The sequence below is a fragment of the Vibrio panuliri genome (assembly GCF_009938205.1).
GTDB lineage: Bacteria > Pseudomonadota > Gammaproteobacteria > Enterobacterales > Vibrionaceae > Vibrio > Vibrio panuliri.
Map to the genome: position 1 here is coordinate 2,305,265 of NZ_AP019654.1, position 16,110 is coordinate 2,321,374.

Here is a 16,110-nt window from a genome sequence, read left to right on the forward strand (position 1 = left end):
GCAGCTAATTTAGCTGCGCTTTTTTATTTTCCCAGTCAGCCCAGACTAACTTTTTGCTTTGCCTGCTGATCGTTTCCCTAGTAGATAACCTAACCCTAGTGGAGCGAAAAAGATCACCGCAATAAACAACACAAAGTACAAAATAGTACTCTTAATCAGTTCGATTAACTTATCCATCGCCAACGTGACCACTTGTTGAGAAACATGGTCTAAGTCTTGAGCAAACTTCTCACGCTCTAAAGAGATAATCGCTGCCACTTCTTGTCGTTCACGCGCCACCATCGCCTCGAGAGCCTTACGTTCTTCACTCAGCTGTTCTAAGCGCTGCTCGGTTTTTTGATCGATATCTTCTACCAGCGGTTGCAGTTCGGTCGCCATCTTCTGCGCTAAGTCAGTCATATATTGAGGGTTGTTGATAATGAAATCATTCAACGCATCCGACGTCACTTTGAGACTATCCAAGGCTTGGTTTACTTGCTCAATGCTTGCACTGCTATTCAGCGCCAAAAGCTGAGCCTTCCACGTCATAATCTTCGGTGTTTGTTCTGAGACTAAGCTCAAACGATCTGAGACATCCCCAATGGCTTCCGGCATGGTTCCTAATGTTGTCACCGCATCTTCTTCACTAATTTGGTTGGCCGCCAACCATGCGCGATAAGCCGGAGTTCGGATGAAACTTAAGTCACTAAATGGATATTGTTCGACAAACTCTGCAACAAACTGGCGAGATTTTTTATAAGAGCTCCCTTTAAGCAGCGATTGAGCTAAGTCATCAATTTCATTCGCCAGATGAGCCGACACTTGCTTAGCGGCGTCCAACTCAAATAGATCCTTACCTTTACCCTGTTGGTAGAACTGGTTCATTTGGTGAGTAAATACCCAAGTATCAATCAAAGCTGCCATTGGTGAGACTTGATAAGCGGCAGATTGCAGCCCCTCTTCTGCATTGATTTTCCACAACAGCACATAGGATTGGTACACCTGATCACGAGAGTCATATTGCTGATGCAGTACATCTGCCGCTTGTTCAACTTGAGCAAAAAACTGCTGCGCGTACTCACGTGTCATAATGCGCATGTTGAGTTCTTGCTTAGTCAAAGGAACGGTTTGGCTATCAATTTTCACTTCAAGTAGTGAACAGCCTGAAACAAGAACAGCTAATAAAAGGGTAAAGAGTGAAACCGCGCGCCTAATAAACATAATCCAACCTATAGACCACCAATCGTTACTGCTGTGCACTCTGTAGTAAGCATTCAGCATACGTCTTAAAACCGAGCAATTAGGTTGAGAGGTAGGGAGCCAAGCAAAGGCAATAAAAATGTTGTCACTGGGCGTACTCACCCATACCACTACAACGTCAAGCTAGGTTGCATATTTATACATCAAACCGTTACTGATTAGGTCAGAGTAACATCAAGGTTTGAGAGATTTATCAGCCAACGTCTGCACACACCCTTAGCTGTTGCAGGTTGCTAGCCATTTTCACGCTGGATAAAATCTTGTGCTTCTTTGATTGCCAATTTGAGCTTGCTATCTAATTGTGGCAACAATTGGGGAACTTGGGTGACATCTTGCTCGATGGCCACTTCAATCTGGCCCGCGATGTCGCGCAGTTGATACGCCCCCAAATTACCCCCAACCCCTTTTAGGCTATGTGCTTTACGCTTGGCTTCATCCGGTGCACTTTGCAGTGATGATGAAATCTGCGCTACGTCATCTTGATGATCATTAATAAACACCTCAAGTAACATACACATTGCTTCTTTATCATCACCCAAAGAATCAAGCATCACAGCAAAGTCAATTTGAACCTCGTCTGACGTTGTAGGCTCAACTGGTTCTGGGGTTGGCGACGCCATACTAGGAGCGACAACTTCATGACGATATGATTGAGATGATGACTCGTTAGTTTGCTCACTATCCGATGTTGTTTTCGTCACTAATCGACGATGATACAACGTCATCAAAAATAGAATAAGTGCGCCACTGACCACTACACCGACAACAACAGCCATCGTCATACTATGATGATAGCGCGTTTCAATATCTCGCACTTCCTGATGAACTGAGTGATTGGCTAATTGCTCAACCAGATAACCGCCTTGAGCAAAGCTCCCCATCACACTGGAAGTCTGCGCGAGTGCCGTTTGTAACAACTGACGTTGATCAGATTGCAAAGTTAAAGATTGGCTATAGAGCGTATCAAGGTCGCGGTAGGCCATTGAGTTCGAAGATTGGGCGGAAAACAGCGCTTCAAACACATAAGCACTAAGTTTGTAGTAGAAGGCTTGAATGTCTGGGTCGGTGTTGAATTGCAGGCGTCTTTGTTGAATGCTAGCGATCAATTCTTTGAGTGCTAATTCAGTATCAATATACGCTTGGCTTAACTCAACGAAGCGTTGTGTGGAAAACAACAACTGCTCAATATCAGGCTGAGACCATGCTAAATGAGGCGTTTTCTTGAGTTGCTCACACAACTCTGTAATTTGCGTCAAACGTTGCTTTTGCTGAGCCGTCATATCGCTACGATATGGCTTATCAAAATAGAGCGAATTGCGAAACTCCTGAATGTGTCCACCCAGTTGCTCGATTTGCTCGACTCGCTGCTCTGTCGCTTGGAAGTTATATGTGATTGCGGCAATAGTCACAAACCACAGTAGTACTAATGACCAACCGATTGTCAGTTGACGCTTATCCATATGCTGTCTTTCTTTTTAATTATCCACCAATACAAGCATATACATAAAAATCTCGATCGGTAGGGTTAGTTGACCGTTTTGTCGAAACGGTACGAAAAAGCCTTGTGTATCCACAAGGCTTGCATGGGTAATATTGATTACTCCGCGAGTAACTGCTGCAGCTGAACCACCTTCCAACTTAAATGATTTAACCGCCTTTTTAGCTCCTCAAACTCTTCCATCGCCAATTGCTGCTGGTCGTTAGCAATTAATGTTTCAACGTAACCAACACGTCCGTAGATAGGCGACAAACTCACAGCAAACTCTTCTAGCGACTTGGTTTCATTCGCGACTTGTGACCAACGCTGTTTTTTGGCCAGCAAAGCAATATTGGCCATTCTAGTGCGCATCTCACTAAACCGAGCAACAAACTGATCCGCCTGCTCTATCGCCTCATGCTGATTTTTCTGTAACTTATGACCAATCTGCTCAACTTGAACATCATTGGCATACAAGGCTTGCAGCACATTGAGCTGCTCAATCGCTTTTAGGTATGGCTGTTCGACAGACACATGTGAGTTCGCTTCTATTGCCATTTGGTACAAAGGAACTAACTCAGATTGCACAGCCAACACCCTTGCAGGCTTAGTGTTCGCCAAATAATCGTCAAGGTTACTCTGGGTTAATACTGGCGTTGTGACGGTTTGTTGAAACGGATAAGGGTTAAACACGTTCGGATTGTAGCAGAGCCAAAGTGCTGTCACGCTAGTCATTGTCGTTAGGAGGCCAGTTGCCAACAAACTTAATCGATGTCGCTTAGGCGTAATATAACCTGCACTTTTACTCTGCTTATCCTGGCGCTTTATTGCCGTGTGGTAGCGAGTTTCAATGTGATCAATATGCTCAAACAAAACGTAACCGACCCCATCAAAATCCACACTGACATCGGGCTGTTGCAATGCCATCCATTGGTGGATTCTGTCACACATATTTTCGCAACGGTAAAGCGCGCGAAGTTGCTCTTGAGTAGGTTTGAGCTGCTTAAGTTCCGGTAAAACCTTGCTATTGACCCAACTCAACACCTCTTTGCGTTTCTTCGCCGTTTTGCTGTCAGGTTTGGGCAGTATGGTCAAGCACTGCATCAGAAGTTCTAAACCATTGGCATAGCCCGATAACCCTTCAATTTTGAGCTTCGCCACCGTCAAATACCCACACATTAGTAAATCAATGCCTGGCCCTTTAGCGAGTTGCTCACAGGCATGATAGACCTCAAGCCACTGCGTTCCCCCTGATAACGGATTAAAACGACCGTTAATTTCATCTCTAACCTTTTGGTATTCTTCTCGATTCCGGATGGATTGCGAATCCGGAGTAATATGATAGACAACTTGGTCCAGTAAAACTGTCTTGGACATGGATACTTCGTCCCGATGAAAAGGAGCGAGTCTCCCCGCTCCTTGCACTGCTTTTAATAGAGGGTCTTTGATAACTTAAACGACTTGAACAATCGTTCCGTAAATGGGTTGGCATCTGATTCAGCGTTGATACGATAAATCATGTCACCACCATCAACCGCGAATCGGTAGTCCACTGAAGTTTTACTCGCAGACATCACGCTGCCTTGTTCCAATAAGCGGAAAAATGCCCACGGTCCTTTTAAGTTGATACTTCTTGGTGATAGGTTCGATTTCGTCGGAACCAATGTCACCTTAGATACCGCAGAATCTCGTAGTGTGTTTGGCCAAATCAGTTCGACACCTTCACGCGGCCCATGACTGTAAGATAAGAACTGCCCGTCCACATTGAGAATACTTCTGCGTTTGTTGCCACTTAAATGCAGCGGCTCAACCGAGAAGTTCACATCCAAAATGCCTTTACGATTGAAGAAGGCTTGACGGATTCTTTGCGCTTGTTCGATTTGCGCCAACACTTCAGGACGAATCAGCGATTGCGAGGCATCGTAATCATCGACGGCTATGTTTTCATCAATAAACACTTTCAACTGATTATTGTAGAAACTGTCCAAGGTGCCTTGTGGGGCAAAAAACGCTTCAAAGTCCTCTAACGCGACATCTTTCTCTGAGCCTGGCTTAAACGGATAACGGCTAGCGAGCTTCGTGTAGTAAGGTTTATAAACATCTTCATACCAACGAACTTCCAAGTGCTTAATCGCTTCTTGCTTCACCACGTACCAACTCTCATCGGCCAACTTGGCAACCATGCTATCGAGTGGTCTTGGTAAACCCGAGGAAATACGTTTTAGTGTGTAGATTGGGTCCACACTCACCAGCTTAACGCGAGCCTTGGTGGCATCCAGCGCCGCCATACCGATATCCGGAGACTCTTGAATCGCTTTTAAGTAGGTTTTCAGTTCATCAACCGATGCCAGTACTTCATTAATATAGGCAGGTTGATCACCAACCGATTTCAACATCAAATTCAGCTCTGAAAATGGCGATTGAATGCTTGAGGCCACTTTATATTTAGAGCTCTTGATCAACTCCTCGTTCGCTTCACTATCCGCCTCAAGTCCTGCGATTACGTGCGTATTGTTCTCTAACGTTCTTAGTAACCTTTGTAATGGTTCAACATTACCGGTCAGGTTCTCAAGAACCATTACCGCTTCATTAATATCGGTGAAATATTTCACATCGATATCATTGAGCGCCGCTCGCCATGTATTAACGTAGTCCGCGACATAAAGACTGCGGATCTTCTCTCGCAATACTCGCTTATCGGCTTCACTAAACTGAGCGGTTTTTGATTGGCCTAATACCCAACTATCAATCAATGCCAGTTCAGAAACGGACTCGGTACGCGGCATAAAGTAGTTTTCAAAACCTTCACGCGTCAACATCTGAGGAATATACAAACTGTTATTCACCGCGCGTTCTTCAAAGACGATATCGAAGATAGGCCCAACAAGATTGCGAATACTGATTGAGGGCCCCAGTACCGTCTGCGCATTCAATTTTAAGTTGCGGTAAACGCGCTGATCATTAGGCATGGTACTCAGCTCTGCCTGAGCACTTGCGATTGTCCGATCATACGGCTTCATAATTCGCTCAGCTAACTCGTCCCCCGCAAACCTTGCGCCAGCAATATCTGTATGACGCATGGCATAGTCAAGGTGATCAAGCAACTCGCCTTGCACCTGTTTTTGCCCTGCAAACGCACGCTGCCAGTACTTGCCAAAGTAGTCCAACACATACTCTTCATAACGTCCGCTCTTATCTACCATCATTCGATAAACACGAAGTACCGCGAGCTTATCTTCTTCGCTCTCTGCTTGCTCAAGGGCGACGACAACATCCGCCATCAAAAGCGGTAAAAAGCGATTTTCGAGTAAGTTCAAATAGGTATCTTCAACCATTGGGCCAATGGTGTGCCCCTGATACAAACCGAAGTCAGAGATGTAACGAGGCTTATCGCGGAAAAAGCCAAACTCAAGCGTAGCCTGACGAATCTTGTTGAGTGGTTCAAGAATGTCTTTTTGCGAAGCCAATGAAAGATTCGAAGGATACTGAGATTTGTACTCGTTCACTTTGGTTAGCACGGCGTCTGACTGATTAACATTGGTTAAGTAGTAACGATGCCATGTACCAGTTAGTAGTACCGTCGCCACCAAACATGCGGTGACCGACAACCCAACCAAACGGCGTTTATGCTTAGCAACGCGGAAGTTGTCTGAAGCGAGCCCTGCCTCTGGGTAGATCACATTACTAAACAGCTTTTGCGTAAAATATATCGTTGAGTTTTTCGCGTTCTGCGCTTTGTTTACCGCATGAGAAAGACCATAACGACGTGATGCCGAGTCACCAAACGCGTTGCTTGGCACGCCTTGCTGATAGACCGAGGTAAAATAGGCACCTCGCACTAGCGCCGAAGTAGAGAACTGATCACTGGAGAGTGCATCTTGGAAAAATGCCTTAAGAATATCCTGCAGCCCTGCAATTTGACGGGTAAAGCTGTAGATCGCATCGCGCTCTTCTTGCTCTAGCGGCTCCGCGACAGCATAAGGGAACAGTTGATTGATTCGCGTAACAAACTGCTGGTAGTCGTTTGAAAACTCCTCAAGCCAATGATCTAAGTTATCGACCGATTCCAACGAAAACGTGAAGCCCAAGACTTCGTCACGCTGAGCTTTGGAGTAATGCTTAAAGAAGGGTTCAAATCCATAAAGCAGGTCCAACTTGGTCAAAGTAATGTAGACAGGCAAACGAGTTGACAAGGTTTCCATCAGCTCACGCAGACGAGCTCTAAGAAGGTTGGCATACACCTTACGCTCTGAAGTGCTCGACGTTGCAAGATGAGAAATATCTAACGCTAAAACAATGCCGTTCAGAGGTCTTCTGCTACGCGTTTTTTCTAACCAGGTAACAAAATTAAGCCACAAACGACGCTCTAGCTCACCGTCATTTTCCTCGCTACGGTTACCTTGGGTCAGGAGTTCGCCGTCCGGGTCAATCAGTACCGACTCGTCCCCAATCCACCAATCAAATGAATATGGATTCTCACTTTTTTGTCCTGATGCACGCATCACAGAGGAGAGTGCAAAACTTTGCCCTGAACGGTTAATTAGACTTGTTTTCCCCGCATTCTCAAGACCGAGTACCAAATACCAAGGCAAAGAATAGAGGTAATTGCGTGTGTTGAGGCTTTGCTTCAACTCTTTCATCACGCCGTTTAGCTCAGCTTCCTGACGCTCTTCATAAACAGAAATAGGGTCATGCTTTAGCTGTTCTTCTCGTTTTTGCTGGCTCTTAAACCCTTGTAGTTTACGCCACTGTCCAATGCCCCACATCGACAAAGCAAGCAGCGTAAATAGTGCACTTGCAATGCCCCTCGCCATTAGCGTCTCTAACGGTTTTGTGCCGAATACCTCTAGCCAAGGTCCTGCCCACCATATAGCCACGTTGAGCAAGATAAATAGAGTAAACAGCAAAATAGGAAGGGCAGCTGCCATGCCCGGCTTTAACTTTCTAACAATCCCAATGATAAATTTCCACATGGATAAATCCCTTTGCTTAATCTGCCGCTGTATTTCGCTCTAGCTGTGCTATCAGTGACGGCTCCCACTCAGTGACGCTCGTCTGCATTATTTCTTGCTGTAAGGTTTGATATTGACCTTTTGCCATCGCCTCTAAATGATATTGCTGCAAAAGATCGGCGCTCAATAAACGCCAGTAAAAACGCTCGCGTGGCTCAACTGCACTGACCAGCCCGTCATTGAGCATCGACATCGCCACAGCGATACCACCGTCTCTGGCTAAGTTAAACGCTTCTTCACGCTTGTCTTGCCAGCTTCCAGTGATCGGTGCTCCCCCTGAGGAGGCATCTCGCCGACTTAACCAATCACGGACAGCGTCGGGCAAAAATGCCGAACCATCTTTAAACTTAAGCTCACTAACACTTGGAAAGCGCTCTACAAATGCTTGCGTTTCTTCTTGAATTGCATGACACCATCGCTCTTGTCCTAGTGCTTTAGCGATCTCATAACTCATCAACTGCCCCTCAAACCAATACGGCGCATTGACTAAGCTCTGCTCCACCTTTCTCCATAACGCGAGATCTGGCTGCTGCAGTTGATCTTGATACTCTTTTACCCGCTCCGTTTGCATCCCTCTAAGTAGTGTTTCACCTTGCTTGTTATGATCGGGAAGGGCGGTAATCGCTCCCCATAGCGCATGTCGACGCACTCGTATCGCCAATGCGGTACCGAACTCTTGTTCAGCAAGATACTCGGCGACTTTCAGCAAGGTTTGCTTCGCCGCCTTATCGCTCGAGTTATCAACGGTTATCGCAGAGGAAACCGCTCCGCTGCTTGTTTGCTCACTGGCATGAGTCGCCGCTGTCTGCGCAGCATTTTGCTGAGCTTTTTCTCGCTCTTGCTGACGCGTCAATTGGTTTAATACATGGGTGACGACAGACTCGGAGAGATCGGAGGCGAGGTTTTGCCCTTCAATCACGTCTCGCCAAAGCTCCACCGCGGCTTGTAACTCTTCTCTTGCCTGAGCATCTAAACTCGCAAACTCAAACTTCTCCATCGCCATTGAGAAGCGCTGGCACATCTGGCTAAAGAATTTTCTGCGCGGCAAGTTGCCCCTTTTGCCCGGAGCGGGATAGCATTCATCCCAGTAGTGCTGAATAAAATCACTCATCACTCCAAAAGAGACAATTAAGCGGTTCGGCGTCAACTGATGATGTAAACACTGAAGCAAATACACCAAGAGTTTCACGTCCTTACTTTTTTCGTTGAGCAGGGTTATAGCGCTATGTTCAACTTCTTGCCATTGCACACTGGCATGAGACAAGGAGCCCACTTTCATCATTTGATCCTCAATAAAATCAAACAAGGGCTCATCAAGTAACCGTTCTCCAACGGGAGAGTCATTGCTAATGGGTCGAACGATACTTGCTCGATATTGGGTTAACTCCATGATTACCACCCACACCGTGTTTTAAGAGGTTTCAATGCTTGACTCAGTTGCGCGGTATCAAAATGTAATCCATCCACTTGAGGCGCATTTGAACGTAATATTAACCTTGAGTCCTTTGACATCGCTTTCATCATTGCAATTGCTGGCATCCCCTGAGCGGATGAATACAGCACACCAACGTCATCACTGCGCCAACTTTGTGCAGGACCTCTTGCGATAGAAACACGAATCCGAGCGGCATCCATCGCTTCAGGCAACGCCAGCTCAATCCGACTAATGTTGTTAATGCAGCTCATCAGCAGCACCGGAGCCTGTTCACCCTCGACATGTCGTGCGCGAAGTGTTAACCAAGCATCGCCACTCTCTTCACTGCCGTTTTTCACTAAGTTCAGCACTTGATTGTCTGATGTAGAGTCAAACGCCATGTGCCAAGCCTGTGGCTTGTCATCTGCCACGTCCTCGTTGCGCACCATCACCATCGGTGTATTAAACAACTGATCAAAGCAATTAAGCCGCTCTAACCGCTCCGCTATAGACGTACACTGCTGTGCTTGGCCTAATCGTTCCAGCGCCTTATCGCCTGCCACACTAAGGTTTGAATGCAGCACTCCGACCACCAGCAGAAAGCCTAAAGAGTTGAACATCTTCATAGCGCTTTTATCTCCAACTTCTGGCACTTGTATGCCAATGTCCGCTTAGGAATCCCCAAACTTTTTGCCGTTCGCCCTCGATCACCTGCAAACTGATTCAGCCGCGCACGAATGATCACCTCTTCATAATCATTGACCGCTTTTTTAAGGTCACTGATTGCTGAGAAGTCTCCATTTAGAACCGAACCGACTTCATCTTGAGTGCTTGATGCCGAAGCGCTAGGCGGATTAAAAGCAAGCTCTGAACTTTGTAACTCGACATTTAGACAAGCAATACGGTTAGCAAAACTGGCTTCACTCACCTCTAACTCTTCACGACATTGTGCACAACCAAACTCAACAAGATGCTTCAGTTCTCGTACGTTGCCCGGAAAAGAGTACTGTTTGAGGCAATCTAACGCCCGATAGTGAAGCCCTCGAATTTGCGTGCCGTGTTGCTGATTGAACTCGCGGACAAAATGCTGGCTAAGTAAGTCAACATCCTCAAGTCGTTCAGCCAGTTTGGGTAGCGTCAATGGATACTGAAATAAACGGTAATAAAGATCTTGTCTGAACTGCTTACTTCTCACTTGAGCTAACAAATTTACGTGCGTTGCCGAAACAAGGCGGAAGTCCGAATTCAGCTCCTCTTTCCCACCGATTGGGCGGAACTTTTTCGTTTCTAATACGCGCAGCAACTTTGCTTGTAGAGAGAGCGGCATATCACCAATTTCATCGAGAAACAGGGTGCCACCATCAGCCTGTGCAATCAGACCTTCACGGTCCGAATCAGCACCTGAAAAGGCCCCTTTGCAGTAACCAAATAATTCACTCTCGAGTAAGTTTTCAGGAATCGCAGCACAGTTGATCGCCACCATAGGTTTAGCACTGACATTCGACAACTGATGGATCGCTTGCGCCACCAACTCTTTACCCGTCCCCGTCTCGCCTTGCACCATCACAGAGAGATGAGATTCAGCCGCGCTGATAATTTGCTGGCGTAACCGCTGCATCACCGCACTTTGACCAATCAATGACTGAGATAGCTTGTCAGCCAGATCTCGCTGTTTGGTATCTCGCTGCATATCATGCAAAGACTCGGTCAGCACTTGGATATCTCGTTGCTCTTGCTCTATTTCTTCCAGCAAATGCCATTGTTTAGTGAACACATCGATAAACTTCTTACCATCATCACAACCAAACGCAGCGGACACGACTTTGGGGTCACCCTGCATATGCAACAACAGTTGCACATGGTTGGAGCCGATCGGCAGCGGCTGTATACAAACGCTTTCAAACATCCCGACACTCGCCACTAACTCGGCAAACGCGCGATCAGATTGCCAAAACAGCAGTTCATCAGCAGAAAGTGACATGGGGCTGGCACTTTGCAGTACATGGGCAAAAGGCGTATTGAGATCATTCACCGCCCAAGAGGCATTGACTTGCGCATCATGGGGCACAAGCCGACGGCCATCGGGGGTCGGCATTAGAATCAAGCAACTGGATAAACTGAGCTCATCGGTCAGAGCCTGAGCAAATTGCATTGCCAGTTCACTCTTGGTTTTTATACCGATAAGTTCAGTCACTCGCTCTAGCCACCTAGACATAACTACTCCACCTCACCAATAAACTCACCTTCCTGAGCCGCGAGATAGATGCGTGTCACTGGTTTTTGTTCGGACAACTTGTTGAGCAACGCCAGTGAAATTGGTGGCAGAAGTTGACCTTCAATAATCGCTTCCAGCATGCGAGCACCGTTCTCAGAACGAGTTGCTCTTGCTAAAATTTCATCGATTAACGAATCTTCAATCACCACTTCTGCGTCGTAGCGTTCACTAAACAGTCGCTCTAAGCGGGCTAACTTGCCGCGAACAATTTGCTCTAATACCTCTTTATTCAACGGCATGTAAGGAATCACTTCCATACGGGCAAGTAAAGCAGGCTTAAAGAAAGCCGCCAGTTCAGGGTACAGCGCATCGTCCAGTAGCTCGGTCTTTTCCGCATGGTCAACAATGGTTTGGAAACCTAAGTTGGAGGTAAGGAAAAATACGACATTTTGACAATCGATTAATCGCCCTTCCCCATCGGCTAATTCCCCTTTATCAAAGGCTTGATAAAATAGATTAAGCACTTCTGGGTGTGCCTTTTCGACTTCATCCAATAACACCACCGAATAAGGCATCTTACGAATCGCTTCGGTTAGTACACCACCTTCGCCATAACCCACATAGCCCGGAGGCGAGCCAATCAAGCGTGACACGGTATGCTTCTCTTGATACTCAGACATGTTAATTGTGGTCAGGAACTGTTTACCGCCATATAGGTTTTGTGCCAGTTGAACCACTGTTTCCGTTTTACCCACACCACTTGGTCCCACCAGTAAAAATGCCCCTTTAGGACGACCAGGTCGACGAAGGTCAGCACGCGCAGTAAGCAGGTGTTTGTGAACGCGTTGGATCGCGACATCTTGCCCTTTGATCACCTCACCAAGGATGGAAGTGAGATGTGTGATTTTATGCAGTTCATCACTGTTCATTTGATCAATTGGGACACCAGTCCAATCAGCGATAACTTCCGCCACTTGTTGGGCGTCTACTTGGGGGTGGATCAAACGTTGATCGTGTGGAATCGCCTCAAGCTCCTGATACTTAATGCGAATCTGAGTTAGCGCTGCTTGCTGCGATTCTTCATCTAGCCGTTCCTCTTCGCTAGCAGGACTTAAACTCGCTCTTAGCTCAATAATTTCTTCCACTAATTGCTTTTGCTGCTGCCACTGCTCGGTCAATAAATCCCGCTCTTGTTGATCGGCAACTTCTTCGGTTTTGAGCTCATCCAATCTTTGTTGGTTGACATCTTTACCCAGCAACTGGGCACGTTCGAGCATGTTGATTTCAAGTTGACGTTGATGACATGCCGTTTCAATAAACGCTAAGCGTTTCGGTGGCGCGGTTAAGTTAATGGCAATACGCGCGCACGCCGTATCTAACACATCAATCGCTTTGTCGGGCAGTTGACGACCCGAGATATAGCGAACAGAAAGCTCCGCCGCGGCTTTCAACGCATCATCAGTAATCAGCACATTGTGGGTCTTCTCATAAACAGAGTTAAGTCCACGCAGGATATCGACGGCCTGCTCAACGCTCGGCTCATCTAATTTGACCAGTTGGAATCGACGCGTAAGCGCGGGATCTTTCTCGAAGTATTTCTTGTACTCTTTCCATGTCGTTGCCGCGATAGTACTGAGCTCTCCGCGAGCCAGAGCCGGTTTCAGTAAGTTCGCCGCATCACCGCTACCCTCTTGATTACCGGCACCAATTAACGAGTGCGCTTCATCGATAAAGAGGATGATTGGCTTAGGAGAATGTTTGATTGCATCGATAATGCCTTTGAGGCGTTTTTCAAACTCCCCTTTTACCGATGCACCTGCTTGAAGTAAGCCAAGATCCAATGAGTAAAGCTCAACACCTTGAAGCTGAAATGGCACAGAGCCTGCGACGACACGAAGTGCGAGCCCTTCGATCATAGCGCTTTTACCCACCCCGGCGTCACCGACCACAATTGGGTTATTCTTTCTGCGGCGACAAAGTATATCAATCATCAGATTGATTTCGCTTTCACGACACAACACTGGGTCAAGTTCGTTCTGGCGCGCTTGCTCAGTCACGTTGGTACAGTATTTTTCCAGTACAGAAGCGTCTGAATTGAAGTTATGAGCAGCAGAGCCTTGCACTGGCTCCGTCACTTGTGTTTCTGAAGAGTCCGCTAAAATCACATCAAAATGTTTTTTGAGGCTTTCACGGTTAATCACATCCAGTAATCGCACCAGTTTACGGTCTAAATAGCGTTCAGCACGAGTCAACGCTGCCAATAAAATGGCGCCAGAGCGAAGTTCGGTTTGATTCAACTCTGTGGTGGACAAGAGCCATGCCTCTTGCAATAACTCCACCAGCAGCGGAGAGAACGCAGGATAGCTGTCTAGCGCCTGCTCACGCACAAAGCTACTGGCGATGGCTTGTTTAACCTCATCGACAGCCAAGTTTGACTGTTTAAAAATAACGCGCACATCGGAAAGCGGGTTGTCTAGCAACACCTCAAGATAATGTTCAAAAGTAATCTCACTGTGTTGGCGCTCCATACACACAGTTGCCGCTTGCTCTAAGGCAAGTTTACTCTGCTGATTGAGTTTCGAGATTAACGTCGGGAGTTCAATACGTATCACGGCGGTCACCTAGCCTTTTATAATTCTATTTATAAGATTTGATTAAGTTGTTCGATAACATCACTGGACTTAAGGTGCAGTAGATAGCTGTAGCCGAGGAATGTGCCTACCCAAAGCAGCACAAATCCGGCCAAAATAGACCACAACGGAAGTTGCTTACTCAGTTGGTATTTAGAACGCACCACATGCTCCGTTGCACTGGTCAAATGGGTTGATTGCTCTTCTTGCTCTTGGTTGAGCAGTTTGTGCAGTTGAGCGATGACCTTCTCACGCTCTAACTTGCCTGACTCAATCACGCGGTACTTGCCTTCAAAACCCAAAACCAAACACTGATAGAGAAACTCAAGCAACGGTTTATAGTGCTCAGGGTCGCCCTCGAGACGCTTGAGTATGGTGAATACTTTTTCCCCACCCCACGTCTCATTATGAAAACGCGACAGCATTGAATGCTCTGCCCAAACCGTTGATGAACCCCAATCGGTGCTCATTACGGCTTCATCAAGAAAAGTACATAGAATGTAACGATAAGCCATGAGTAAAGCGTGGTCATAACCGAGCTCTTTTAACTCAATTTCAATCGCCTTTATTTCTTCGATGGTTTGCGCGTAAATCGCCTCGATGTTTTCACAGTCGGCAAGTTGTCTCACACGCAAAGACAAACCCAGTAAAGGCGTTGCTGCATCGATAAGTGGGTTGGATAAACTGCCTCTGAGTTGAAACCAATAGTCCTGATCATGGTTTATTTTCTCTACATCATCGAAAAGTAAACTGCTGTACTTACTCTCTTTTTTATTGACTTCCATGACTAACTCCTAATGGCCCAGAACTGTAGATCGAGCTCTTCAAAGGCAGCAGCGACATGGAAAGCAAACCCACTTGAGTGCGTTAACATCTCCCACTCACTACTTGATTTATCTAGTTGGTAATAGGTATACCCTGCGTGATAAGGCAGTTGACGCGGGGCAACTGGCAATGCAATCAAAGGGATTCCCGGTAGTTGTAATGAAATAAGCTCACGGATTTTTTCAACCGATGAAACTTTAGTTTGGTGAGTAAACTGACGACGTAGCTCATCCATTGGCATACGAGCTTTAACCGCAATAATGAAGTCTGCCGTATCCATCAATTGAGGGTCCTGAATCGCGGCAACCATCAAACCATACTTACGTTTGTCGAGTTGGATAGCCACGGCTCTCGGCTCAAGCACCACACTCAATGACTGACGCAAGTTGCGAATCAAAGGCCAAAACGACTCCGTTGGCATATCGTGATTGTAGGTAATCGCTTTTGGCGGCATGCGGCTCTCGTCAGTAAAGGTTGACAGCTCTCCCGCGATGGACGACAAGCACTCAAACAAGCGTTCTGGGTGTAGACTTCTCAGTTCAGCCAGATGTTGAACTTGTGGCTGCAAACGGTTAAGTGCTTGCAACAACATAAAGTCTGAAACATCAGCAACGCCACCTTGAGATGGCGAACTGATTCGCTGGGCAATGTTTTTGGCACGTTCACGAATCAATCCCGAAATTTCATTCACGAAGCGGTGCAGCGCTAAGTTGCCGACCACATTCAGATGACAAGGAATAAAATCAGGATCCATGACGACGCTGCCATCAGGCCTTTTTTCTAAGATTCGTCCTACTGCCATTGATGCGTAAGCACTGCGATCCTCTTTTTCCAACATCAGTTGAATGCGCACCGGAGAGACATCAATGGTGGTCATGTCACCTTGAACAGTATGAACATCGCGAACCTCTAAACGGCGGCTTTGGTAGCGCCCTGTCCCTTGTGTTTCCGGCCAGTTAATCTCCATCAATGATTCGCTGCGAAGAGGAATCGCTAAATAGACTAACTGGTTTGCCAACGATGCATCATCAATTTCCAATGCATCCGGCAGCGTGTCTTCTTGCGGTATGCGAAACGCCGTGCCATCGGGCATAATGCCCACCGCACGCTCTATCGCGATACGTCCAAAAGAGAGGTACTCCGGATTAAGTGAGAAATCCACCACGCCGTAGAGATAGCGGCTCACCGAGCTCAAACGCTCATCGATGTAATATTCGGTGTAACGTTGCTGTTGTTGAAAGTGTTGAGGCTTGATAAATAAGCCTTCGTTCCAAATAACACGATTTCGTGAAAACATC

Annotated in this window: 10 protein-coding genes; all 10 read right to left on the bottom strand. The window is 46.7% G+C overall.

Translation table 11 applies throughout. From position 1 onward, the window contains the following. Positions 1-45: 45 nt before the first annotated feature. The 10 genes from GZK95_RS10400 to tssK all read right to left on the bottom strand — a co-directional run bounded on the left by GZK95_RS10400 (position 46) and on the right by tssK (position 16,109). On the bottom strand, positions 46-1,200 hold the full coding sequence (locus GZK95_RS10400; RefSeq protein WP_075714885.1) for a chemotaxis protein: 1,155 nt from the start codon (positions 1,198-1,200) through the stop codon (positions 46-48). Between the two features lie 272 nt (positions 1,201-1,472). Next, positions 1,473-2,699 (bottom strand): Hpt domain-containing protein, encoded by a 1,227-nt coding sequence (locus GZK95_RS10405; RefSeq protein WP_075708407.1) that lies wholly within the window; start codon positions 2,697-2,699, stop codon positions 1,473-1,475. Between the two features lie 137 nt (positions 2,700-2,836). Then, the gene (locus tag GZK95_RS10410) at positions 2,837-4,093 is read right to left on the bottom strand and encodes a type VI secretion system ImpA family N-terminal domain-containing protein (RefSeq protein ID WP_075714883.1); all 1,257 of its coding nucleotides are present in this window, start codon (positions 4,091-4,093) and stop codon (positions 2,837-2,839) included. 53 nt (positions 4,094-4,146) lie between these two features. Continuing rightward, complete coding sequence (gene tssM / locus GZK95_RS10415) at positions 4,147-7,689, bottom strand: type VI secretion system membrane subunit TssM (protein ID WP_075714881.1); 3,543 nt, start codon at positions 7,687-7,689, stop codon at positions 4,147-4,149. A 16-nt stretch (positions 7,690-7,705) separates the two neighbouring features. Then, positions 7,706-9,118 (bottom strand): type VI secretion system protein TssA, encoded by a 1,413-nt coding sequence (tssA, locus tag GZK95_RS10420; protein ID WP_075714879.1) that lies wholly within the window; start codon positions 9,116-9,118, stop codon positions 7,706-7,708. A 2-nt stretch (positions 9,119-9,120) separates the two neighbouring features. Continuing rightward, positions 9,121-9,768 (bottom strand): type VI secretion system-associated protein VasI, encoded by a 648-nt coding sequence (gene vasI / locus GZK95_RS10425; protein WP_075714877.1) that lies wholly within the window; start codon positions 9,766-9,768, stop codon positions 9,121-9,123. Beyond that, on the bottom strand, positions 9,765-11,357 hold the full coding sequence (locus GZK95_RS10430) for a sigma-54 interaction domain-containing protein (protein WP_075714875.1): 1,593 nt from the start codon (positions 11,355-11,357) through the stop codon (positions 9,765-9,767). The genes vasI and GZK95_RS10430 overlap by 4 nt, the downstream gene beginning before the upstream one ends. A 2-nt stretch (positions 11,358-11,359) precedes the next feature. Continuing rightward, positions 11,360-13,978: a type VI secretion system ATPase TssH gene (tssH, locus tag GZK95_RS10435; protein WP_404817669.1), complete on the bottom strand. Its 2,619-nt coding sequence runs from the start codon at positions 13,976-13,978 to the stop codon at positions 11,360-11,362. Between the two features lie 20 nt (positions 13,979-13,998). Further along, positions 13,999-14,772, bottom strand: a complete 774-nt coding sequence (icmH, locus tag GZK95_RS10440; RefSeq protein WP_075708421.1) for a type IVB secretion system protein IcmH/DotU — start codon at positions 14,770-14,772, stop codon at positions 13,999-14,001. Positions 14,773-14,774: 2 nt separating this feature from the next. Next, positions 14,775-16,109, bottom strand: a complete 1,335-nt coding sequence (tssK, locus tag GZK95_RS10445) for a type VI secretion system baseplate subunit TssK (protein ID WP_075708423.1) — start codon at positions 16,107-16,109, stop codon at positions 14,775-14,777. Between the last annotated feature and the right edge of the window lies 1 nt (position 16,110).

Bases quoted from the DNA above. Each gene is read 5' to 3' on its own strand.
- GZK95_RS10400 (WP_075714885.1), bottom strand. From the start codon at position 1,200: ATGTTTATTAGGCGCGCGGTTTCACTCTTTACCCTTTTATTAGCTGTT.
- GZK95_RS10405 (WP_075708407.1), bottom strand. From the start codon at position 2,699: ATGGATAAGCGTCAACTGACAATCGGTTGGTCATTAGTACTACTGTGG.
- GZK95_RS10410 (WP_075714883.1), bottom strand. From the start codon at position 4,093: ATGTCCAAGACAGTTTTACTGGACCAAGTTGTCTATCATATTACTCCG.
- tssM (WP_075714881.1), bottom strand. From the start codon at position 7,689: ATGTGGAAATTTATCATTGGGATTGTTAGAAAGTTAAAGCCGGGCATG.
- tssA (WP_075714879.1), bottom strand. From the start codon at position 9,118: ATGGAGTTAACCCAATATCGAGCAAGTATCGTTCGACCCATTAGCAAT.
- vasI (WP_075714877.1), bottom strand. From the start codon at position 9,768: ATGAAGATGTTCAACTCTTTAGGCTTTCTGCTGGTGGTCGGAGTGCTG.
- GZK95_RS10430 (WP_075714875.1), bottom strand. From the start codon at position 11,357: ATGTCTAGGTGGCTAGAGCGAGTGACTGAACTTATCGGTATAAAAACC.
- icmH (WP_075708421.1), bottom strand. From the start codon at position 14,772: ATGGAAGTCAATAAAAAAGAGAGTAAGTACAGCAGTTTACTTTTCGAT.
- tssK (WP_075708423.1), bottom strand. From the start codon at position 16,109: ATGTTTTCACGAAATCGTGTTATTTGGAACGAAGGCTTATTTATCAAG.